23 protein-coding genes are annotated in these 22,614 nt (G+C 36.9%); 20 read left to right on the top strand and 3 right to left on the bottom strand.

Annotation, left to right across the window (positions count from 1 at the left end; genetic code table 11):
* The first annotated feature begins 63 nt into the window (after positions 1-63).
* From HX005_RS01465 to HX005_RS01385, 17 genes are all read left to right on the top strand, one after another.
* Positions 64-1,959, top strand: a complete 1,896-nt coding sequence (locus tag HX005_RS01465) for a pilus assembly protein (RefSeq protein ID WP_286376051.1) — start codon at positions 64-66, stop codon at positions 1,957-1,959.
* Positions 1,949-2,401, top strand: a complete 453-nt coding sequence (locus HX005_RS01460; protein WP_286376050.1) for a type IV pilin protein — start codon at positions 1,949-1,951, stop codon at positions 2,399-2,401. Before HX005_RS01465 ends, HX005_RS01460 begins: the two co-directional genes overlap by 11 nt.
* Entirely contained in the window at positions 2,382-2,891 is a 510-nt protein-coding gene (locus HX005_RS01455; RefSeq protein WP_286376049.1) for a type IV pilin protein, read from the top strand. The genes HX005_RS01460 and HX005_RS01455 overlap by 20 nt, the downstream gene beginning before the upstream one ends.
* A gap of 271 nt (positions 2,892-3,162) precedes the next feature.
* Positions 3,163-3,609: a pilus assembly FimT family protein gene (locus HX005_RS01450; protein WP_286376048.1), complete on the top strand. Its 447-nt coding sequence runs from the start codon at positions 3,163-3,165 to the stop codon at positions 3,607-3,609.
* Positions 3,603-4,109 carry a type IV pilus modification protein PilV gene (gene pilV / locus HX005_RS01445; RefSeq protein ID WP_286376047.1) on the top strand — a complete coding sequence of 169 codons (507 nt, stop codon included), beginning with the start codon at positions 3,603-3,605 and terminating at the stop codon, positions 4,107-4,109. Before HX005_RS01450 ends, pilV begins: the two co-directional genes overlap by 7 nt.
* Positions 4,110-5,135 (top strand): PilW family protein, encoded by a 1,026-nt coding sequence (locus HX005_RS01440; protein ID WP_286376046.1) that lies wholly within the window; start codon positions 4,110-4,112, stop codon positions 5,133-5,135.
* Positions 5,132-5,896 (top strand): pilus assembly PilX family protein, encoded by a 765-nt coding sequence (locus tag HX005_RS01435; protein ID WP_286376045.1) that lies wholly within the window; start codon positions 5,132-5,134, stop codon positions 5,894-5,896. The genes HX005_RS01440 and HX005_RS01435 overlap by 4 nt, the downstream gene beginning before the upstream one ends.
* Before the next feature lie 15 nt (positions 5,897-5,911).
* A complete protein-coding gene (locus HX005_RS01430; RefSeq protein ID WP_286376044.1) occupies positions 5,912-9,436 on the top strand; it encodes a pilus assembly protein in 3,525 nt (1,174 codons plus the stop codon).
* A 10-nt stretch (positions 9,437-9,446) separates the two neighbouring features.
* Positions 9,447-9,902, top strand: a complete 456-nt coding sequence (locus tag HX005_RS01425) for a type IV pilin protein (protein ID WP_286376043.1) — start codon at positions 9,447-9,449, stop codon at positions 9,900-9,902.
* Positions 9,896-10,366 carry a type IV pilin protein gene (locus tag HX005_RS01420; RefSeq protein ID WP_107006923.1) on the top strand — a complete coding sequence of 157 codons (471 nt, stop codon included), beginning with the start codon at positions 9,896-9,898 and terminating at the stop codon, positions 10,364-10,366. The genes HX005_RS01425 and HX005_RS01420 overlap by 7 nt, the downstream gene beginning before the upstream one ends.
* Positions 10,367-10,513: 147 nt before the next feature.
* The gene (rpsP, locus tag HX005_RS01415; RefSeq protein ID WP_286376042.1) at positions 10,514-10,771 is read left to right on the top strand and encodes a 30S ribosomal protein S16; all 258 of its coding nucleotides are present in this window, start codon (positions 10,514-10,516) and stop codon (positions 10,769-10,771) included.
* A gap of 28 nt (positions 10,772-10,799) precedes the next feature.
* Entirely contained in the window at positions 10,800-11,348 is a 549-nt protein-coding gene (gene rimM / locus HX005_RS01410) for a ribosome maturation factor RimM (protein ID WP_107006921.1), read from the top strand.
* Positions 11,349-11,390: 42 nt separating this feature from the next.
* A complete protein-coding gene (gene trmD / locus HX005_RS01405) occupies positions 11,391-12,140 on the top strand; it encodes a tRNA (guanosine(37)-N1)-methyltransferase TrmD (protein ID WP_286376041.1) in 750 nt (249 codons plus the stop codon).
* Between the two features lie 172 nt (positions 12,141-12,312).
* The gene (gene rplS / locus HX005_RS01400) at positions 12,313-12,684 is read left to right on the top strand and encodes a 50S ribosomal protein L19 (RefSeq protein ID WP_107006919.1); all 372 of its coding nucleotides are present in this window, start codon (positions 12,313-12,315) and stop codon (positions 12,682-12,684) included.
* 329 nt (positions 12,685-13,013) lie between these two features.
* Positions 13,014-13,919 carry a tRNA pseudouridine(55) synthase TruB gene (gene truB / locus HX005_RS01395; RefSeq protein ID WP_286376040.1) on the top strand — a complete coding sequence of 302 codons (906 nt, stop codon included), beginning with the start codon at positions 13,014-13,016 and terminating at the stop codon, positions 13,917-13,919.
* A gap of 24 nt (positions 13,920-13,943) precedes the next feature.
* On the top strand, positions 13,944-14,711 hold the full coding sequence (locus tag HX005_RS01390) for a sulfite exporter TauE/SafE family protein (RefSeq protein WP_286376039.1): 768 nt from the start codon (positions 13,944-13,946) through the stop codon (positions 14,709-14,711).
* A 152-nt stretch (positions 14,712-14,863) separates the two neighbouring features.
* On the top strand, positions 14,864-15,322 hold the full coding sequence (locus tag HX005_RS01385) for a hemerythrin domain-containing protein (protein WP_286376038.1): 459 nt from the start codon (positions 14,864-14,866) through the stop codon (positions 15,320-15,322).
* A gap of 55 nt (positions 15,323-15,377) precedes the next feature.
* Here the strand turns inward: HX005_RS01385 and HX005_RS01380 are convergent, their stop codons facing one another.
* On the bottom strand, positions 15,378-16,247 hold the full coding sequence (locus tag HX005_RS01380; RefSeq protein WP_286376037.1) for an EamA family transporter: 870 nt from the start codon (positions 16,245-16,247) through the stop codon (positions 15,378-15,380).
* Between the two features lie 162 nt (positions 16,248-16,409).
* On the opposite strand from HX005_RS01380, the gene HX005_RS01375 reads away from it, so the two are divergent.
* Both HX005_RS01375 and HX005_RS01370 read left to right on the top strand, forming a co-directional pair.
* Positions 16,410-17,870 carry a tetratricopeptide repeat protein gene (locus HX005_RS01375; protein WP_286376036.1) on the top strand — a complete coding sequence of 487 codons (1,461 nt, stop codon included), beginning with the start codon at positions 16,410-16,412 and terminating at the stop codon, positions 17,868-17,870.
* Positions 17,863-18,576 (top strand): metallophosphoesterase, encoded by a 714-nt coding sequence (locus HX005_RS01370; RefSeq protein WP_286376035.1) that lies wholly within the window; start codon positions 17,863-17,865, stop codon positions 18,574-18,576. The genes HX005_RS01375 and HX005_RS01370 overlap by 8 nt, the downstream gene beginning before the upstream one ends.
* A gap of 1 nt (position 18,577) precedes the next feature.
* Here the strand turns inward: HX005_RS01370 and HX005_RS01365 are convergent, their stop codons facing one another.
* Both HX005_RS01365 and serA read right to left on the bottom strand, forming a co-directional pair.
* Positions 18,578-19,468 (bottom strand): EamA family transporter, encoded by an 891-nt coding sequence (locus tag HX005_RS01365; protein ID WP_286376034.1) that lies wholly within the window; start codon positions 19,466-19,468, stop codon positions 18,578-18,580.
* A gap of 98 nt (positions 19,469-19,566) precedes the next feature.
* Positions 19,567-20,799 carry a phosphoglycerate dehydrogenase gene (gene serA / locus HX005_RS01360; protein ID WP_107006911.1) on the bottom strand — a complete coding sequence of 411 codons (1,233 nt, stop codon included), beginning with the start codon at positions 20,797-20,799 and terminating at the stop codon, positions 19,567-19,569.
* 350 nt (positions 20,800-21,149) lie between these two features.
* On the opposite strand from serA, the gene HX005_RS01355 reads away from it, so the two are divergent.
* Complete coding sequence (locus HX005_RS01355) at positions 21,150-22,559, top strand: D-2-hydroxyglutarate dehydrogenase (RefSeq protein WP_107006910.1); 1,410 nt, start codon at positions 21,150-21,152, stop codon at positions 22,557-22,559.
* The last annotated feature ends 55 nt before the right edge of the window (positions 22,560-22,614 follow it).

Below are 22,614 nucleotides of genomic sequence, written 5' to 3'. Positions count from 1 at the left end.
ACTTCAAAATTCACTAATTTATTAAAACGTAAAATACTTAACTATTTAGGTTTTAAAATCGATTTGAATGATACAAACCTACCCACTGATTTAACAACTGTACCTTTACAACAGGAAGGAAAAGAGTGGAATAGTTTAGGAGGGATTTCTCATTCATTGCCTGTACAAGTAACTTATGAAGGCGTACTAAATAGTGAAGGTGAATTACAATCTGCACGTAGCCAATCAATTTTGTTTGGAACAATGGAAGGCGGTTTACATTTAGTAGATGCAGAAAGAGGAACAGAACAATTCTCGTTTATTCCATCAGATATTTTATCTGACTCGGTACAGTCCTTAGCTCTGAAAAGGGATGAATCATCTACAGCAGGTGTTGCAGCAGGTACGGATGCAGCTTGGGTTGTTGATCCTATATATAAGTATGAACAGGTAGGTTCAGGAGATACAGCAACAACAAAAATTGTTGCTGAAAAAATGTATGCATATGGTGGCTTACGTATGGGAGGAAGTAGTTATTATGGCTTAGATATTACGACAAAAACCTCACCAAAATTTTTATTTAGAATTAGTGCAGATCAAACAGATTATAACCATATGGGACAATCTTGGTCTAAACCAGTATTGGGTAATATTCGAATCAATGGTGTGATTAAGCGAGTTATGTTTATTAGTGGTGGTTATGATACATGTTATGAAGATCCACATTTTAAACTCAATACAGATTACACAGCAGATATATCAAAAAGTGCTGCATTTAAAGCACAATGTTCAAATAAATCACAAGCAAAAGGTAATGCTGTTTATGTTGTTGATGCTGCAACAGGTGACCGCTTATTTTGGGTAAGTAATGTTGGTGCAGATAAGAACAATGCAGATATCAAACACAGTATTGTAAGTAATATTTCTACATTAGATACAGATGCTGATGGTTTAGTAGATCATTTTTATTTTGGAGATCTTGGGGGGCAAGTTTTCCGTGCTGATTTAAACAATAAAAATAAAACAGAAAATAGTGAAAGCTTTGGTGTACGTGTTGTTAAAGTCGCAAATCTGGCAACAAATGCAACGGGTGCAAATATTACGAATGGAAATAATCCACGTTTTTATGAAGCACCAACATTAACTATGCATCGTGAGCAAGGAAAGAGATTTATATTAATGGCTATAGCATCTGGTGATCGTAGTTCACCATTAGATGTTGCACCTTTGGGGCGTATGCGTCCTTCATCTGTACCTATAGCATTAACGGGTCAATTAGCTAATAATATTTATGCAATTATGGATACAGATGTACTGAAAAAAGATTTAAATACAAATTATGCAGCTGATTATGCATTAGCGACTAAAGATTTAACATTAGCTAGCCTTATACAAAATCCTCAGGTTATTGTTCGAAATAGCGGTTTTGGTGTATTAAAAAATCAGTTAATTCCTTACGTGAATACAGTTAACGCAGCTACTCGTTATGGTTGGTATCGTTCTTTATCGAGTAATTCAGCTGGTACAGAGAGAGCAAATAATAGTTATCGACAATTAGGTGGGATAAAAGCATTTGAACCATTAATAGTCGTTGCTAATACTCTGTTGATGACTGTTTATGACCCTGAAAGTGAAACAATTAATCCCAATCCAGATCCATGTCAAGTTCGTGTTATTGGAGAAACTTATCGTCAATATTATTGTTTACCATTTGGTGCTTGTTTGAGTGGAACGGGCACGAACGTAACTCTTAACACTCTCGAGGAGAGTAAAACAGGTTGGAGACCAGGGAAAGAGAGTGATGTTCTCGGAAGTGAAGTATCAAGTGCTGCTCTAGGGCAAGGGATTTTAGGTAGTGCATTCGCACCAGGTCAATCTGATGGAAACTGTGGTGGTTTGCAACTAGCAGGCAATCTTCATGGTACTGGTAAGTGGAAATGTGTTGCTCAAACCAAACCAATGAATTGGTATGCTAAATAGGTGGAAAATGAATTTAAAAAATGGTTTTACGCTTATTGAGTTGATGGTGGTGGTGGTGATGGTTGCAGTACTTGCTGCAATCGCTTACCCAAGTTATCAGCAATATATTCTACGAAGTAATGCATCTTTAGCTGAGGCAGAAATGCAACGTCTAGCTCAGGATCTAGAACGTTATAAATCTAGGAATTTTAGCTACAGATTGTATACTCCTATTTCAATAAATGTTGGAGATCCACTTAAATATACAATTAGTCTTCAAGCAACAGCGACCACAAATTTAGCCACTGATGGTTCTGCATGGGTGATGAGAGCTGTTCCACAGGATGTCAAAAATTTCACATATTTAATTAATAATCAGGGTCTTAGGTGTAGAAATAAAATAGCATCGAAAGTAACATTTACAGATTGTGGGACAAGAGCAGATGGAAGCGAAGATTGGTAAGCAATTTGGTTTTACATTATTTGAATTGATGATTATCGTGGCTATAGTAGGCATTTTAGCCGCTATAGCACTTCCTAATTACTCAGAATATGTTAAACGAAGTAATAGGGCTGATGCACAAACACATATTATGAATCTTGCACAAAATTTGGAAACTTATCGTTTAGTGAACCATAGTTTCTTTGGGGCAAATTTAACCCAATTAGGAGGAGACAAATATCCTATTAATACTGCATATTATCAGTTAACGTTAACTGATATATCTGGTGTTGCTTTTACTAACGTGCAGGCGAATTTGCAATCATGGTTATTAGTTGCAAGACCAATAGCAACAGAGAGACAAAAAGGTACAGGCGCTATTTCTTTAAATTCAGCAGGCGTAAAGTGCTGGTATAAAAATAATGATAATGCAAATGTAACATCAACGGTTGATAATAATGGTAATCCTGTTCCAGCCACAGCTTGTAGTAATAAATGGGAAGATAAATAATTAATCCCAGATTAATTAAAAAAACCTTCTAATTTAGAAGGTTTTTTTTAAATTAATGTTGTTTTATTTGGTTAAAATTTCAAATAATGTGATGTGTTTTATTTAATTGAATATTTAAGTTATTTTTTTATCATTATTTTAATAAAATTTGTTTTTAATCAGTTGTTTAATCCGAATATCTTGCAAAATAGCCTTTCATCTATCTATTGTTTTATTTAAAAAATAAAACCTTAGTATCGTAATTATATGGATTTATAGTTTAGATAATTTTATGCAACTAATGAGAGGATTTACGCTTATTGAGCTGATGGTCACAATAGCTGTCATCGCTATAATTGCGATGATGGCTATCCCTCCCTTTAAAAATATGCTGACTCAACAAGATTTAAAAAAAAATACTAATGAGTTAATAGGTGTATTGAATCAGGCACGAGCAAAAGCGGTACTAGAGCGTAAAAATGTTGAAGTAGAACTCAGTCCAAGTGAAGTAGATTCATTACCTCAAAATACAGATACAACTATTTATTGGATGCCTTATGGAAAAGTACATTTAACAACTGCAAGTGAAACAAAAATTACTTATGGGTTAAATGGTAGCGTAAGAGATGCAGGGTCAGATACCACTTTTATCATTTGTTCTGAAATAGGTGGAAAGTCTCAAATAGTGAAAGTTTCTAAAATGGGAACAATTCAACAAGCTATTGAAGGGGCATGCTAATGATTGATAAAAATCAACAGGGTGTCGGTTTGGTTGAAGTACTTATTGCATTATTAATTTTAGCAATAGGAGTCATGGGATTTATTGCACTACAGTATCGGGCTATAGAAGCAACTGCTGAAAGTGGTGCACGGATTCAAGCGGTCAATCTTGCGCGTGATTTAGCCGAAAGAATGCGAGTGAATCGAGGTGCAGAAGAGGTTTACGCATTTCAATTAAATACAGCCAATACACAAAGAGTTTTTCCTATCAATTGTTTTAATACAAATTGTTCTAGCACAAATTTAGCTGATTTTGATGTAGCTCAGATTGCTACAAAAGCAAGAACAATCGGAATGACAGCAAATTATTTACCTTGTCAGGGAAATGAGGATAACCGCAGATGTATTTATGTTGCATGGGGGGATACTGCTGCAACTGATGGTACTGATCGTGGTAATTGTACAACTGGTACAAGTTACGAGCCAAATTCAACTTGTTTGATTATGGAGGTTTATTAAATGAGCCATATTAAACAAGTCGGTTTTACTTTGATTGAATTAATGATTGCATTAGCTCTAGGTTTGGTAATTGTTGCTGCAGCAACAATGCTATTTTTGACGAGTTCTAGGAGTCAGGCATTACAACAAGGTCAATTGAGTTTACAGGATGATGCTAATTTTGGTCTGAACTATATTGTAAAAGATATACGTTTAGGAAATTTAAATACAATTAATTCAAGTATTAATGATTTAACTACATATGGAGGGATTGTTTTTCGTTCATCTGAGAACTCAGTTGAAGTAAGCGGAGTTGAACGAGCAAATATCCCTATAGGTATTGTTGGAAAAACTGTAAATGAAACCTTGCTTACTCGTAGTGATGGGCTTGAGGTAGGTACATCACCGCAATGGACAGGTGTATCGAATGTGCAAGATAGATCTAGTGACCAATTGACTATTCAATTTGTTCCACAATATGTTTTGGATCATAAAAATACAGCAAATGAAAATGATGATGTTTGGTATGGCGGTTCTGATTGTGAAGGGACAGAATTAGAATTTAGTCGGACAGAAGGTCGTCAAGTTATTGTCCAACGATATTTTTTACGACCCGATAACAATAATAGTAAAAATGAGCCTAATACACCTTTAGCGCTTGCATGTGATGCTGGACATTATCCTCTAGAAGGCAGCCCCAATGAAATTACAGGCTTGGGTGATGATGGCGAAATTATTTTACAAAGAGTTGATCATTTTCGAGTGTTGTATTCAATTCAATCTGGTGAAAATCATCGCTATGTAGATACAGCCACATATATGGCTATGGCATCAAGACCTCGAATTTTAGCAGTGCAATTAGGTGTTTTAGCACGCTCAAATCAATCTGTAGGTACTGGAACAGAATTTTCAGATAGTCAAGTGTTTAGAGTTTTAGATCAGGATGTAACAGTGACAAAACCTATAGGGAATTCCTCAAAGTATGCAAGACAAGTGGTCACACAAACGATAGCACTACGTAATGCATTTGGGGAGAGAGGGCAATGATGAAGCAACAACGTGGAGCAACATTAATCGTTGTCTTATTTCTTTTATTAGCCATTGTTGTATTGGGAACTTTAGCAGTACGACAAAGTTTAGTTGGTTTGAATATTGCGACAAATAGTCAAGCACAACAGTTGTTATTACAAAATGCAGATGCTGCTTTTTTTAATGTTGAACGAGAGGACAATATTATTCAGGCTTTAAGTTCTAGTGGAATGTTTGGTTATATCAGTGGGGCAACAGATAAAGATAAAGAAATGGTCTTTTGCTATCGCGGTGAAGAATCAGGTTTTTTTGATATTAGTCGAGCAAGTTTAATTTATTGGAAATCGGGGCAACAAGCACCAAGCAATAGTGAGTTTGGGTTAGATGGATATTGTAATGCAGATGAGAGTGCCACAAACTTTTTTACCAGTGGTCGTAAAGCTGTGATGACCCAAATTGCTGTTAAGTTTTCCAGTATTTCAGAAAATGATCCTTTTTTTGGTGCGCAATTTGGTACAGATGATCAAACCGTAAAATTTGATCGTAGTAAACCTGTGAAGGTATTTGCTGTATCTGTTATGCCTACACTAACCAATGCTTCTGCTACAGATATTAATAAATGTTTTAAAAATTATATGAGTGAAGCAACAGTTCCTGAAGGAACGACAGTTGCATTAAATGCTGATTCACGAAGAACAGTGACGGAGTGTCTTGCTGATTTAAATGTCCCATATACATCACATGTGACTGAATATGTGATTGTTCAAGACTTTGTATAGATTTGGAGTAATGAAATGAAAACCTTAAACAAAAATTTCCTGAATTCATCTCGTTATAAAGTTTTGGTCATAAGTATTGCGGCAATATCGACTATGTTAGTCAGTACAAGTGTGACACAAGCAAGTGATATTGATATTTACCAAGATGCAAAGTCGGGTGATATTACGTTGATGTTTATGCTTGATGTTTCAGGAAGTATGACAGGGAATAGTTCGTATGATGGTACAGGCAAAACACGAATAGTGCGATTAAAAATGGCTATGGATAATCTTCTAAATGGTACCGCAAAAATTGATAAATTGGGTGATGATAAAATTATTGGCTTATCAACTTTAGGATCACCAACGAATACAGAGTCAGGTGCTGTTTTAGTCCCTGCAAGAAGATTAGATGCTAAGGTTGGAACTAAAACTCAGCGACAAGTACTTTGGGAGAAAATTAATAGTTTGTCAGCAAATTCAAATACTCCAACAGGTCGCTCATACGCTACAACAATTTCATATTTAATGGGAACATCAACTAGAAATATAGATAATGGAGGTTGGAATGAGTCTGATAGTTTAACAAAAGATGGGAATAAGTATCAGTCCCCACCTTCATTAACTCAAACAGATGATATAAAAAAATGTAGTGGTCAGGGTATTTATGTATTAACAGATGGTGAGCCAAATAAAGGAACTACGACTGAATTATCAAAAGTTGCTATTGGGGAAACAACATTTCCTACATGTAGCGGGTCATCACCAGGTTGGGATTGTATAGGTAAACTGAATGCTGCTTTATTAGATCCAACAAAAAATATAAAAAAATTACAATTTAAGACAGCTGTTGTTGGTTTTGGTAATAGTTTTAATAATATTCCAAAATATGATTCAGCAAAATCGCAAGCTGAAAACTTAGTACCTTTTGTAGATTCTAAAGGTAATAAAAAGAGTAACTTAACAAATGTACAGGAAGCAGCTTATTGGGGGATTATGGGAGAGGGTGGATGGTATTCAGGTAATGATTCTGCTGATATTGTAGATAGTGTAAATGATTTTATTAATAATTTATCCAAAGAGATCCCTTCTGTAACGACAGGTTCTCCGACTATTCCCCGAGATGCTTTAAACCCTGCTGAGCTACAGGATAATGCATATTATCAAACTTTTCAGCCTACACCTGCAACTAACTACCAACTCTGGCTAGGTAACTTAAAAAAATATTTAGTCAGTGAGAATGGTGTTTTAAAAGCAAAAAATGCAGCAACAGTTTTTGAAAGTGATGGTCGAATCAAAGAACCTGTTTATGATGAAAATGGGAATATTACTTCGGCAATTTATGATTTTTGGGCGAAACAAATAGATACTGCTGTGGAAAATGGTGATGAAAATACTGTTGGAAGTAAAAAATTTGCTGTACGTGGTGGCGCATGGTCACAAATGTTACTTGGGGCAAATACTGAAAATAAAGCAGAACGTAAGTTATTAACAAATCGTAAAGCAGTCACTGAAAATGGTAATACATCATTTAAGGGCACAGGCACATTACGCCAAGTTCAATTGGCAGATATTGTTGATACAACTTATAAAAACGATCCAAATCGTGGTTATTTATGGTCATTGCTAGGCTATAACATTGATGTAGTCAACCCACCTACAACTATTGATAATTTAAAAGCACAACCAAATTTACGTCAAATGGGTGCAGTGATGCATTCTTATCCATTATTAGTTACCAATAAAGGAAAATTAGAATATAACAAAACCACGAAAGTGATGGAATCAACTAGCAGAGAAGACTATGTACTGTTTGGTACAACACAAGGTCTATTACATGTTGTTGATGCTGAAACAGGTGTTGAAAAGTTTGCTTTTGTACCTAATGAAATGGTTGAAAATCAAAAAGATGCTTTTCGTTTGTCTAGTGTGACCAATGGCGGTTTGCAAAAACTTTATTATGGTGTTGATGGGGCTTGGTCTCTATATACACAATATGTTGTTGATAGTTCTGGTAATTTGGTTGTAGGCAAAGGACGTACAGATAGCCAACAAGGTATGCAAATGGCGTATGGTGGATTACGAATGGGAGGGCGTAGTTATTATGCGCTAGATCTGAGCAATATTAATAGCCCAGAACTGAAATTCCATATCGATCCAGCAACCCAGAAAGTATATAGCGGAAGCTCTTCTACAACATTTAATCAACTGCAATATATGGGGCAAAGTTGGTCTAAGCCAGCGATTGGTTGGGTAAATTGGGGAGGAACACGTAAACGTGTGATGTTTGTTGGTGGTGGCTATGATGCGGGTGGCGATGATGGCGATGCACATACCAATGGTGTGAAAGGGCTATATAGTGGTTATGAAAATGCAAACTACAATCCAAGTCGGTCAAAAGGTGCAGGCATTTATATGTTTGATGCAGACAATGGTGATCTGCTTTGGTGGGCGAGTGATTATGCTACTGCTACATCACCAACAGATGTAAATACGGGTGTTATTTCAACCAAAAGTGCAGATTTGAAATATAGCGTAGTGAGTGAGATTCGTACTGTAGATCGTGATGGTGATGATTTAATTGATCATTTATATTTTGGTGATTTAGGTGGACAATTATTTAGAATAGATTTGGATAATAAGCAAAATATAAAAGGTGCTGTTCCAAAAGCACCAGTAAAAATTTTCACTATGCATACAGATGTAGCCAGCCCTAGATTCTACGATATGCCAGGTTTTTCTTTATATAATCAAAATGGTACAACATTTGCTGTAATTTCGCAGGGCAGTGGTAATCGTAGTGCTCCTTTAACAAGTTATACGTCTTCTAATACATCTGATGAATATGATGCAATTTATAATATCTATGATAAAGATGTCGCACGCCGTGATTTATTTAATCGAAAAACTGATTTAAATACTCAAAATCTTGAAAAAACTAATTTAGGTGAAATAACAGATCTTAATCGTTTTGAAAATACCATACTTGTTGCACCTTTTTCAGAAAAAGGAGGCTGGTATTATGATTTTAAAACCTGTACAGCAGGTGTCGATGGGAAATTAACTAATTGTAATAACTATAATAAACAAAGTGAAAAAGTCTTTGGTACACCATTGGCAATGAATTACAAACTTTATGTTTCTACCTTTGATTCTAGTAAACCAGGCATTTCTGGTGAATGTGGTGCAGGTGTAAAAGGTGAAAGTATGTTAACTGCATTTTGTATGCCTTTTGGTCAATGTGCATCAAAGTTAGAACCTGCACGTGGTGTAATTGGTATTGGTATTCACACAGTTACTGTGGGGGGTAAAAAAGGTGGAGGTGGTGGTAGTGATGGAGGTGAAGGAGAATGTGTAGGAGAAAGCTGTCCACCTGTTGATTGCAAAGATGAATCATGTCCACCGAAAGCGACAGGAAATACCAGTGCAACAAACTATTGTATTAATACCAGTGGTCGAATTGCTTTAACCGTGACAGGTGGTTTTGGAAATGGTGAAGCAACAGAAATGTGCCTTATTCCACAACGTTGGTATGAAAAGCTTGCACGTAAAGTATCATAATGGGTGAAATATGAAAAAAAATAGCTCATTTCAAAATGGTTTTACGCTTATTGAAGTGATGGTTGTGGTGGTGATCGTTGCAATTTTTGCTGCGATCGCAATCCCATCATATCAAGAATATGCACGGCGAGCTCAGGCAGCTCAGGTTCAAGACCAATTGCAACAAATCGCAATTGCTTTAGATCGATATAAGACAAGAAACTTTAACTATCAAGGTTTTGTATTGCCAGTGGAGATGGAGGTTTCACCAAAAGGCGCAACAGGAAGTGCTATAAGGTATAACCTCTCTGTTGCTACAGGTGTAGGACATCAATCTTGGGTCATCACAGCACTCGCAGAAGATACGAAAAGTGATAACTTTCTTATGTCGAGTACAGGCATACGTTGTAAAAATAAAGCGGGAAATCTTATAGATGTCACAGAGGTTTCATGTGGTGATAAAAGTGTAGGACGTGAAGAATGGTAAGTAATCGCAAAGGTTTTACACTGATTGAGCTTATGATTGTTGTTGCGATTGTAGGTGTTTTAGCAACTATAGCTTATCCATCATATCAAGAGTATGTCAAAAAAACGCATAGAGTAGAGGCTCAATCTGAAATGCTAGAATTAGCGACTCAGATTCAGCGTTTTAAAATAGCAAATTTTTCTTATGCACCTTTGATTAACGATGTGGAAACACCTTTGACTTTAGCTGAGTTAAATCATTCAGCTAAGATTCCTAGGCAAGGAGAAGCGTTGTATGATCTACAAATCATAGGAGTAACACCTACAACTTGGACATTAATTGCAACACCAATAGCTTCAACTACACAATTTGCAGATGGGCATTTAGTATTAAATCATCGTGCTGAACGTTGTTGGACAAAAGGTAGTGATAAAACAGGAACAGCCTGTACACCATCTGCTGCCACAAATTGGGATGGTAAATAAAACTTAAATTCAAAATTGTGGATAACTAAAAAATTTGATCTTTCATTCATTGCAAAGATAACGTAAAATACTGCCCTCTATGAAAGGGGTTTGAGTTATATCGATGGTCGGTATAAGGATAATCCGTAAAAACTATAAGGTTCTATCATGGTTGTTATTCGTCTTGCACGCGGTGGTGCTAAAAAACGTCCGTTCTATCAAATCATTGTGACTGATAGCCGTAATGCTCGTGACGGTCGTTTCATTGAACGTATCGGTTTCTTTAACCCTACAGCTCAAGGTAAAGCAGAAAAACTTCGTTTAGATGCTGACCGTTTTGCTCACTGGGTTTCACAAGGTGCTCAACCTTCTGAACGTGTTGCTTCTTTAGCTGCTCAAGCTAAGAAAGCTGCAGTTACTGCATAATTTTTGAAAATTAAGTAGTAGATTGCCCATGACACCAACACAGAATGTTCCCGAAGATCGTATTCAGATTGGACAGTTACGTTCAGCATATGGATTAAATGGGTGGCTCTGGGTCTATTCCAATACAGAACCGATGAGCAACATTTTTGACTACCTGCCTTGGTACATTGAAACCAAAGCAGGTTGGCAAATTGTCGATGTGAAACGTTGGAAACCACATGGCAAAGGCTTAGTTGTTTCGCTAAAAGGTGTGAGTGATCGTACCGCAGCGGATAATTTAGTTGGTGCAAATGTTTGGATCTCTAAATCGCAACTGCCTCAAGCGGGTGTGGACGAGTATTATTGGACTGATTTAAAAGGCTTAACCGTGTTAGGTCTAGATGATGAAGAACAAGAAGTTAATCTCGGTCAAATCCATGAACTGTTTGAAACAGGTGCCAATGATGTAATGGTGGTTCGCGCAACTGCTGCAAGCATTGATGGTGAAGAGCGAATGATTCCATGGCATAAAGATGTAGTACAACGCGTTGATCTAGAAGCTGGTCGTATTTACGTGAATTGGGGCGTAGATTATTAATCCGAATAGGATAAACGCAGCAGGAAAATAGAGGAGTCTGCGATGTTTTTTGCAGTCATTACGCTTTTTCCTGAAATGTTTGAAGCGATTACAGCCTACGGTATTAGCGGGCGCGCAGCGAAAAACGAAATTGTGCATATTCATTGCATCAATCCACGTGAATTTGCTGAGGGCAACTACAAAAGAGTGGATGAACGTCCATTTGGTGGTGGTCCAGGCATGGTGATGATGGCTGAGCCTTTAAGCAAAGCAATCAGTCGTGCCAAAGAACTTGCAACACAAGCAGGTGCAGTGAACGTTCCTGTGGTGTATATGTCACCACAAGGAAAAACCTTAGATGAACCAGCAGTACGACAATTTGTTGATTATGACGGATTGATTGTGTTGTGTGGGCGTTATGAAGGTGTTGATGAGCGTTTGATCCAGCAATATGTTGATCAGGAATGGTCAATTGGGGATTACGTTTTATCAGGTGGTGAACTCCCTGCGATGGTTTTATTGGACAGTATTATTCGGAGACTTCCGGGTGCCATGTCTGATGAACAATCTCATGTGCAAGATTCATTTGTGGATGGTCTTTTAGACTGCCCACAATATACCAAGCCAGATCATTTTGAAGGTTTGGATGTGCCTGAGGTACTTAAATCTGGGCATCATGCAAATATTGAGAAATGGCGGTTTTTGCAGCGCTATCAACGTACACTTGAACGTCGACCAGAATTGGTTGAGCAAGTCACATTGACCAAGCAGCAAAAAAAATGGCTAAAAGATTCGCAAGGACAAAAGAGTTAATTCATTTGTCTAAGCAGATTTACTCTAAGTATTTTACTTAGAGTCATTAATAGGCTTTTTAAGCATTGAAGTGGTCAATCTTAAAGAGAAAGATAATCGGGTCTATGCGCTTTAGCCTCTATACCCAGTGGAATTCAGACCTCTTCTGACCCACATATATCGGAGATACCCCATGAGCGGTAAGCATCCTTTAGTACAAGCTGTTGAAAATGCACAGCTTAAACAAGACATCCCAGCTTTTGCACCAGGTGACACTGTAATTGTCCAAGTAAAAGTAAAAGAGGGCGACCGTGAGCGTCTTCAAGCATTTGAAGGTGTTGTAATCGCGAAGAAAAACCGTGGTTTGAACTCTGCGTTCACAGTACGTAAAATTTCTAGCGGTGTTGGTGTTGAACGTGTTTTCCAAACTCATTCACCAATCGTTGCTGGTATCGAAGTGAAACGTCGTGGTGACGTTCGTCGTGCTAAACTTTACTACCTACGTGAATTGTCTGGTAAAGCTGCACGTATTCGTGAAAAATTACCAGCTCGTAAAGCGAAATAATACGTTTTACGTGACTAAAAAAGTGCGCCTTATGGCGCATTTTTTTATTTGTATCTTGAGGTAAGTTGAATTAGATAAAATATAGGTTTCTTCTGTATAAGCTGACTTTAGACCAATGTGTCATTTATTTGGTGCAGTGTTTTCTTGATTCTTTATGGCAAAATAGTAGGATTTTTAAGACTAAATCATTGATTTATTGATAATTAATTTTTTACTTTTATCATGGGCTGAAGAGTCGAAGATGAAATTTTAATTTCTAAAGCGCAAATTTATAAAAATAGATAAATGGATTTGTTAGAATAGCCATACATTGTTTTGATCTCCTTACTATGTCTGTAAAATCGCCAAAAATTCAACGTCGTCATATCAGTGGCATTTTTTTATTGAATAAACCGTTAGGTATTAGTTCTAATGCTGCCTTGCAACGGGTTCGCTGGTTATTTCGTGCAGAAAAGGGTGGACATACTGGCGCGTTAGACCCATTGGCTTCTGGTTTATTGCCTATTTGTTTGGGCGAGGCGACTAAATTTTCTCATTTTTTATTAGACTCAACAAAGCGTTATCAAACAACTATTCATTTGGGGCAGAGTACAACGACAGGTGATGTTGAGGGTGATGTACTGTTAGAAAAAGCTGTACCAAAGTTGGATGAGGCTTTGATTGAAAAGGTATTGACGCAATTTATAGGAGATATTCAGCAAATTCCTCCAATGTACTCAGCTTTAAAAAAAGAAGGACGTCCTTTATATGAGTTGGCACGTAAAGGAATAGAAATCGAACGTGAAGCACGCCCAATTCATATCTATGATATTCAGTTGTTGTCTTTTACTGAAAATAGTTTGACCTTGGACATCACCAGTTCTAAAGGAACGTATATTCGTGTTTTAGGTGAAGATATTGCGAAAGCTTTAGGAACATATGGTCATTTGACGTATTTACATCGTATTCAGACAGGGCATTTTGAGCTGAATCCAAGTTATACCATTGAATATTTAGAAATTTTAACTGAACAACAAAGAGAACAATTATTACTTCCTGTATATGCTTCAATTGATCATTTTCCAAAAATACAAGTTCCAGAAGGTCGGTCAGAATATTTTAGCCGAGGAATGGAAAGCAATATAGATCATTGTGCAGAGGAGCAAGTTGTTGTTTTTGATGGTGAAAAATGTCTAGGTCTGGCTGAGATTACTGATCGAAAGCGTCTAGTACCAAAACGGGTTTTAAATTTGTAATACGCAAGATTTAAAGGATAAGTGATGGAACTTGATCTTATACTCAGCTTGGTGTTTTTTGCATTTTGTGCAGGTGCAATTGATGCGGCTGTAGGTGGTGGCGGGTTAATTCAAATTCCTGCTTTAATGGGTGCATTGCCTCATTATCCAACGGCAACTGTTTTTGGAACGAATAAGTTAGCTTCAATTTGTGGTACAGCTTCAGCAGCTTTTTCATATTTGCGCCAAGTTAAAATTCAATGGAAATTATTGGCTGTTATTGGTATCACTGCTTTTATTAGTTCTTTTGGTGGTGCAGCTTGTGTTTCTTTGATTCCACAAGAAATTTTACGCCCTTTTGTGCTGTTTATGCTGATCGTCATTGCCATTTATACCTTGGTTAAAAAGCAATTTGGACAAGTGCATATTCAGCAAGAAGTGACTCGTAAAATTTTAATTCTTGCGGGTGTGGGTGGTTTATTAATCGGGTTTTATGACGGTATTTTTGGACCAGGTACAGGTAGTTTTTTTATTTTCTATTTTATTCGCTATTTAAAAGTTGATTTTTTACATGCTTCTGCTTTGTCTAAAATTGGTAATTTCATGACGAATTTTGCAGCTTTGAGCTTTTTTGTTCCCACTGGACATGTGCTATTTCAACTGGGTTTGATGATGGCAGTTGCAAATGTTGCAGGTTCTGTGGTCGGTGTGAAAATGGCATTAAAATATGGCAGTGGTTTTATACGTATTTTATTTTTAATTTTAGTGAGTATTTTAATTTGTCGTTTAGCATATCAAATGTTTACTGCTTAACAGACTTACATAACTAAAGCTTTTTATACAAATCATTGCAAGAGCTGACACAGTCAGCTCTTTTTATTTTCTATGATAAAAGATGTTGAAGCTCACTGAAATCTAGAAATTATTTTTTTGTTTAAAACCGAAAGTTATTGAGGTTCGTTGCAATGAATATATTTGAAGCATTAAGAGAAAGTCATGAAATTCAAAGAGAACTGGCTGAAAAACTCATACAAACATCTGGTGAAAATGTAGAGCGGCAGACCTTATTTGAGTTATTGAAGAATGAATTATTTGCTCATGCCGTTGGCGAGGATCGTTATTTGTATTTACCTTTAATGATGACTGATTCAGGACTTAATATTAGTCGTCATGCTTTGGCAGAGCATCATCAAATGGATGAGTTATTAGAAAAGTTAACTGAAATGCCAATGAGTCATCCGCATTGGTTAGTGCTTGCAAAAAAATTATCAGAGCTTGTGCATCATCATTTACAAGAGGAAGAACATGGCTTTTTTCAACAGGCTGGTAAAATTTTGAATGATGTCGAAAAGCGTAGTTTGGCGCAGCAATATTTAGTGGAGTATGCAAAATATAAAGCCAAAGATAAGGATCATTTAACTTAAAAGATTAGGAGCTGAACTTTCAGCTCCTTTTTATAATGCATTAAGGCGATGATATTTATGATGAAATAGCGTCTTTTTTTGCTTTTAAGGTGACGCCTACAGAAGCCACCATAATGCATAATAAAGCAATACTTTGCCAAATGCTGATATGTTCTTTGAGTAAGACCATACCAGCAACCGCAGCTAAAGCAGGTGATAAACTTGATAAAGTACCATAACTTAATTTGCTAAGATGCTTGAGCGCAAGTAAATCAAGTGCATAAGGAATTGCTGTAGCTAACAAGGCGATGATAAGGGCTTTACCCCAATATTGAGTTTGCATCAGCGCTTCAGGGTTGTGGACTGCGCTAATAGGCAACATCACTAGAGCAGATAAAGCAATAGCGATGGTTAAGGCATGCATCCCAATATTTTGTCGTATAACTTTTTGTCCAAAATAAATATAAGTTGCCCAGCAAACTCCTGCACCAAGCGCAAATGCTGCGCCTAAATAAGAAAAATTATGTTGAGTTGCATCTTGCCATGGCACCATGAGTGCGATGCCTAAAATCGCTAAACCGACCCAAATGTAATCACTTTTGCGTTTTATTGAGAGTAGGGCAAGTGTAAGTGGTCCTAAAAACTCTAAACCAACAGCAATGCCTTGAGGTAATTTTCCTAAAGATGCATAAAACAAAACATTCATCAGACAAACGGAAGCGCTATAAAATAGTAGATTTTTCCATTGTAAATGTCCTAAACGATGAATAATTTTCCATGAACGAAACATGAAAAAAATTAAAACAGAGGCAAAGCATAAACGTAGTGTAACGACGGTTAAAGGGTCTAAAACCTGAAAAAGTTGTTTGGCAAATGAGGCGCTGATTTGATATGACACCATCGACATAATCATATAAAAAACAGCAAGTAGTTGAGTATTTTGCATGGTGCAATCAAGAGTAAATATCAACCAATTCTAGCATTTTATTGTTTCAAAATGGGCGGTAATCTTTATGATCTATGCATACATTCTTTTATATTGTTTGATATAATTATCCCCGCAATATTATATGGTTTTAGGATTTTATTTAATTTATAGGTATAGAAGATGTCAGAAACTAAAATAAACAAAAAAGTAGTGCAAGAAAATTTAAAATCAATGTCGATTGTTGATGATGGTGATGAAGTAGCACAAGACTATCAATATGTTCTAGATTTAGAGAAAAAAGGTATAGCACAAACGAATCAAGAGGCTCAACGTCGTGTTGATCTGTTAATTCATGCATCAAATGAAAATTTTGCTGCTGCAAGTACGTGTCTAGGTCAATGGCATTTAATCGGGCATTATGTGCCTAAAGATATTGAATCAGCAATTTTATTTTTTAAACATGCAGAAAACTTAGGCGATGCTTTAGCAATGGTCGAGTTAGCATATATTGGTTTAAAAGGTTTAAGTTCGACGATTAGTAATGAACAAGGTTTAGATTACTTAAAAAAATCAGTTGATTTAAATCATCCAGAGGCTATTTATGCTTCAGCATTGCATATTTTAGAAAATAATCCTGAAGCTGCTTTAAATTTACTCATGCATAATTACCAACAAAATCAGCATGAAAATAGTTTAAAAACTTGTATTGAACATTCTGCATTTGATCAAAACGTAGTAAATCAAAAGTTAGAAGAAATTGCACAACATGATAGCTATGCAAGCGCATTGCTTGCATTTCAATATTTTCAACAAGGCAATGATAAAAAAGCCTTTCACTACGCACAAAAATCACAAGAACAAAATAACCCTTATGGTTGTTATGTCCGTGCTTTAATGGAAGAAAAAAATCCAAAAAGCGATCCAGATGTTGTACATGAGTTTTTAATTAAAGCCGCACAACTTGGTCATATTGATGCATCTTATTGGGCTGCTGCACAAAACTTGCGTAAAGCAGATGAGATGAACGAAGGTGCTAAGCAACAAGAACTTAAACAACAAGCTTTTAAATTTTTTGAATATGCAGCTCTAAATCACTATATTCCTGCACAATATTCTTATGCACAGTGTTTAAGAACGGGTATTGGTACAGAGAAAAATTTTGAACATGGTGTACAGTGGTTAGAGCGAGCTGCACAAAATAATAATGCAGATGCACAGTTTGAGTTAGCTATGCTTATTGCTGTGGAACATCCCCAGCATTTAGCATTGTTACAAGCCGCAGCCAATAATCGACATGTACAAGCGATGCTATGTATGGCTGTTCATGAGCAACAAAAAGAGCAATTTGGACAGGCTTTACAATGGCTAGATTTGGCAAAAGATGCTGATTCAGCACGGGCTTATTATTTATTGGCTCAAATGTATGGAAATGGTCAAGGTGTTGAAGCTGATCCAAAACAGCGTGTTGCGTTACTGATTAAAGCTGCTGAGCGTGGCGATGTAGATGCTTATTTTGAATTATATCAAGCTTACTCACAGGGCTTAGGTATTCGTAAAAATAAAAAGAATGCTGTTAAATATTTAGATTTAGCTAAGCAGAATCAACATATTGAAGCATGTGCGATAGAGCTATATGGCTAAACCTTTAGACATCAATAGAGTCGAATATTACCACCATGAACAAGGACGTTTGTTTGTGGTGGGAGATCTACATGGTTGTTATGATGCGTTGATGCAAGAGCTTCAACGCGTTAACTTCAACTTTCAACAAGATCTATTGATTGCTGTAGGGGATTTGGTTGATCGTGGGGCTGAAAGTTTAAAGTGTTTAAACTTAACGAAAGAGCCTTGGTTTAAATCAATTTTAGGCAACCATGAAGAGATGTGTATGTTGGGTCAGCATGATGTGAGAATGGCTGACTTGCATGCTCAACATGGTGGCGAATGGTTTTATGAACTTCCACTAGCAGAACAACGCAAAGTGATTCAACAATGCCAAACCTTGCCGCTGGTGTTGGAAGTACAATATCAAGGTTTAAACTACGGTTTTGTGCATGGTGATATTGAGCATCATGATTGGAATACTTTTAAAGCCCAGATCAATGACCATCAATCACGTGAAATTATTTTATGGGGACGTTCACGTATTCGTAATTCAGCTAGAAAAAAATTTGATGTGATCACTGGGATTGATTATGTTTTTTTAGGGCATACCATAGTTGATTTAGTGACCAAACGACATAATTGCTATTTTATTGATACAGGAGCAGTTTTTGGTGCTCAACTGACGGTGTTAGAAATTAATAAAAATCTAGCAATAGAGCAGCAGTTAAATGTTATAAAATGACTCATTTTTTAAGTTTGGCTTCAACCTCTTTTTTTGCTTGTTGGGTGGTATAAGTACAACCTATAGAAGCACCAATAATGACAGCCAATGCGAGCCATTGTGTCCATAATAATTGCTCATGTAAAAAAATAAAACCTGAAAGAGCAGCAATAGCAGGCTCTAAACTGGTGAGTGTGCCAAAAGCAAAAGGACTTAAACGGCGTAAAGCAACCATTTCTAAACTAAAGGGTAATGCGCTTGCTAAAATTGCTAATGCTGTGAAAAGTATTAAATTTTCAGGTTGAAAGCTATGTAATGGTAAACCTGAAAAGAGCGCGATAGGCATTAAAAAACACATGCCAATAAACATACCTAGACAAACGGTATGATTTCCAGAAATACCAGAGGGTTTTTGCCCAAAAATGATATACATTGCCCAGCAACAACCTGCGCCTAAAGCAAAAATAATTCCGATTGGATCTAAGCTTTGTGCAGTTTGATCAAAAGGAAAGAGTAAAATTAAGCCTAAAATGGCTAAAATAATCCAAATAAAATCAAATTTTTGTCGTGCATAAAACAGTGCCACGCTGAGTGGACCAATAAACTCAAAAGAAACAGCAATACCGAGCGGAAGTCTTTCGATCGATAAATAGAATAAGGCATTCATACCTGCAAGAGCTAGACCATAGCTGATGAGCGCAGACCAATGAACGTCTTTTATATTCATACGCCAAATTCTAAAAATAACTGCCAAAATGACAGAACCTAATAATAACCGCATAGCGGAAACGGTAAGTATAGGAAACTGATCAAATAAAATTTTGGCAAGTGAGCCACTACTTTGCATACTGATCATGGCAATAAAAAGTAAGATCAACGCATGTAAATAAGGCTTATTTTTAAAATTCAGCATGAAAGCAAGGATTGTCTCTTATTTGAGCATGAAGCACATAAAAGTAAAGCAATAAAAAACCACAGACCAAAGCCTGTGGTTTTTATATCCGTTGAAACTTAGAACAATACGCGAACGCGAATTGTACCTTCAACTTCATGAAGTGTATCTAATGCTTCTTGAGATGCAGTTGCATCAACATCCATCACTAAATAACCAACATCACCTTTAGTCATTAAAGATTGACCAGAGATGTTAATGCCATGTTCAGCGAACAGGTTGTTGATTTTAGAAAGTACACCTGGTACGTTTTTATGAATGTGAAGTAAACGGTGTTTACCTTCAGTCAATGGAAGTGCGATTTCAGGGAAATTCACAGCAGATAAAGTCATACCTTTATCAGAATAAGCAACAAATTTCTCAGCAACTTCTAAACCAATGTTTGCTTGTGCTTCCATCGTTGAACCACCAACGTGCGGTGTTAAAATCACGTTAGGTAAGTTACGCAGTGCAGAAACAAATTCTTCACCATTCGCTTTAGGTTCTTTCGGGAATACGTCAACCGCAGCACCTGCAATATGACCTGATTTAAGCGCATCAGCTAGATCTTCAATAACGACACATGTACCACGTGCAGCATTAATGAAAATAGAACCTTCCTTCATTTTTGCAAACTGTTCTTTGGTCATGAAGTTGCGTGTAGAAGGTACATCTGGTACATGAATAGATACGACATCAGCAGTTGCAAGTAATTCATCCATAGAGCCAACTTGACGTGCATTACCCAATGGTAATTTAGTCACGGCATCATAATAAATTACATGCATACCCATGCTTTCTGCAAGTACAGAAAGTTGTGAGCCGATTGAGCCGTAACCCACGATACCTAAAGTTTTACCACGAGTTTCAAATGAACCTACTGCTGATTTATTCCAGCCACCAGCATGTGTATCTGTTGATTTTTCAGGTACACGGCGAAGCAAAAGAATCGCTTCAGCAAGTACAAGTTCAGCAACTGAACGTGTATTTGAATATGGTGCGTTGAAAACAGGGATACCACGAATCATCGCAGCATTTAAATTCACTTGGTTTGTACCAATACAGAAACAACCCACAGCAATCAGTTTATTCGCAGCTTCAAAAACTTCTTCAGTCAGTTGAGTGCGCGAACGAATCCCAATAAAGTGAGCATCTTTAATCGCTTCTTTCAACGCTTCACCCTCAAGCGCAGTTTTACGATAGTCGATGTTGGTGTATCCGGCAGCATTTAGTGTGTCGATTGCGTTTTGATGAACGCCTTCTAACAACAAGAAACGAATTTTATCTTTAGGCAGTGAAAGATGTTGGCTCATTACGGCTCCGCTACAAAGGCCAAATTTAGTGGCGATATAATAACATAGGACGCAGCCTGATTTACATTTCCTTTATGACGATGATTGTGGGTATTTCGGCGAAATATGAGTCAAAATCTGTCATTTATGGTCTATTTAACTGTGTAATTTTAAAAGTGACCTGATCAAAATGCTAATTTCTACAGGTTTTAGGCAAAAATGGCTTATAATGTTGTCCTGTAAGAATTGCTGATATCCATATATCGCTTTCGATCTTACCGTTGTCTGGAAAATATACAATATTGTGCCTGTCACGATAGAATATCTGCCAGACATTTTCTACTTGTTTACTTCTGCTAGGTCTGCAAACGATGAACGCTCCAGTCGCTTTAACACCTGAGTTATTGACCCAATTAACTGAAATTGTCGGTGAAAACCGCATAAAAACCGATAACGACAGTCTCCAAAACTGGGGGCGTGATCACACTAAACATTTTGATCCAAATCCATCGGTCATCGTTTTTCCATCGAGCACTGAGCAAGTACAAGCCATTGTTAAAATTGCCAATCAATTTAATGTCGCAGTAACGCCGTCAGGTGGTCGTACAGGTTTATCTGCAGGTGCTGTTGCTGCAAATGGTGAAATTGTTGTTAGTTTTGACAAAATGAACCAAATTTTGGAATTCTTCCCAGCAGATCGTATGGTACGTGTTCAGGCAGGCGTGGTGACTGAACAATTACAAAATTATGCTGAAGAACAAGGCATGTATTATCCAGTCGATTTTGCTTCGGCAGGTTCATCGCAAATCGGCGGTAATATCGGAACCAATGCAGGCGGGATTAAAGTCATTAAATATGGCATGACGCGTAACTGGGTTTTAGGCTTAACTGTAGTGACGGGTAAAGGGGATGTAATTCGCTTAAACAAAGGCATGATTAAAAATGCGACAGGTTATGCGATGCAACATTTATTTATCGGCGGTGAGGGGACTTTAGGTTTAGTGACTGAAGCAGAAATTAAGCTTGAGCGTCAACCACATGATTTACAAGTTTTAGTCCTTGGTGTGCCTGATTTTGATGCCATTATGCCTGTGTTACATGCATTCCAAAAGAAAATTGACCTGACTGCATTTGAATTCTTTGGTGAATTGGCAATGCAAAAAGTGTTAGACAATGGTCATGTACAACGTCCATTTGAAACACAATGTCCATTCTATGTTTTGCTTGAGTTTGAAGCACCATATGAGCCTATTATGGATGCTGCGATGGAAATCTTCGAGCATTGTATGGAACAAGGCTGGGTACTTGACGGTGTAATGAGCCAAAGCCTTGAGCAAGTTCATAATTTATGGCGTTTACGTGAAGATATTTCAGAATCTATCGCGCCATTTATTCCATATAAAAATGATATTTCTGTACTCATTACACATGTTCCTGCATTTATTAAAGAAATTGATGCAATTGTTGAAGAGAACTATCCTGACTTTGAAATTTGTTGGTTCGGTCATATTGGTGACGGTAACTTACACTTAAATATCTTAAAACCTGCGGATTTAAGTAAAGATGAATTCTTTGCAAAATGTCAGGTTGTAAACAAGTATGTGTTTGAAACTGTGAAAAAATATGACGGTTCCATTTCAGCTGAACATGGCGTAGGCATGACCAAAAAGCCATATTTAGACTATACCCGTACAGCTGAAGAAATCGAATATATGAAAGCCTTGAAAAAAGTATTTGATCCAAACGGGATTATGAATCCGGGTAAATTATTTGATCTTTAATCATTTAAATTGATATAAAAAACGCTCTTTCGGGAGCGTTTTTTATTGTTAAATT

The sequence above is a fragment of the Acinetobacter sp. R933-2 genome (assembly GCF_030325485.1).
Taxonomy (GTDB): Bacteria; Pseudomonadota; Gammaproteobacteria; order Pseudomonadales; family Moraxellaceae; genus Acinetobacter; species Acinetobacter sichuanensis.
Note: the sequence above shows the minus strand (reverse complement) of the source record. Positions and strands in the feature narration are given on the sequence as shown.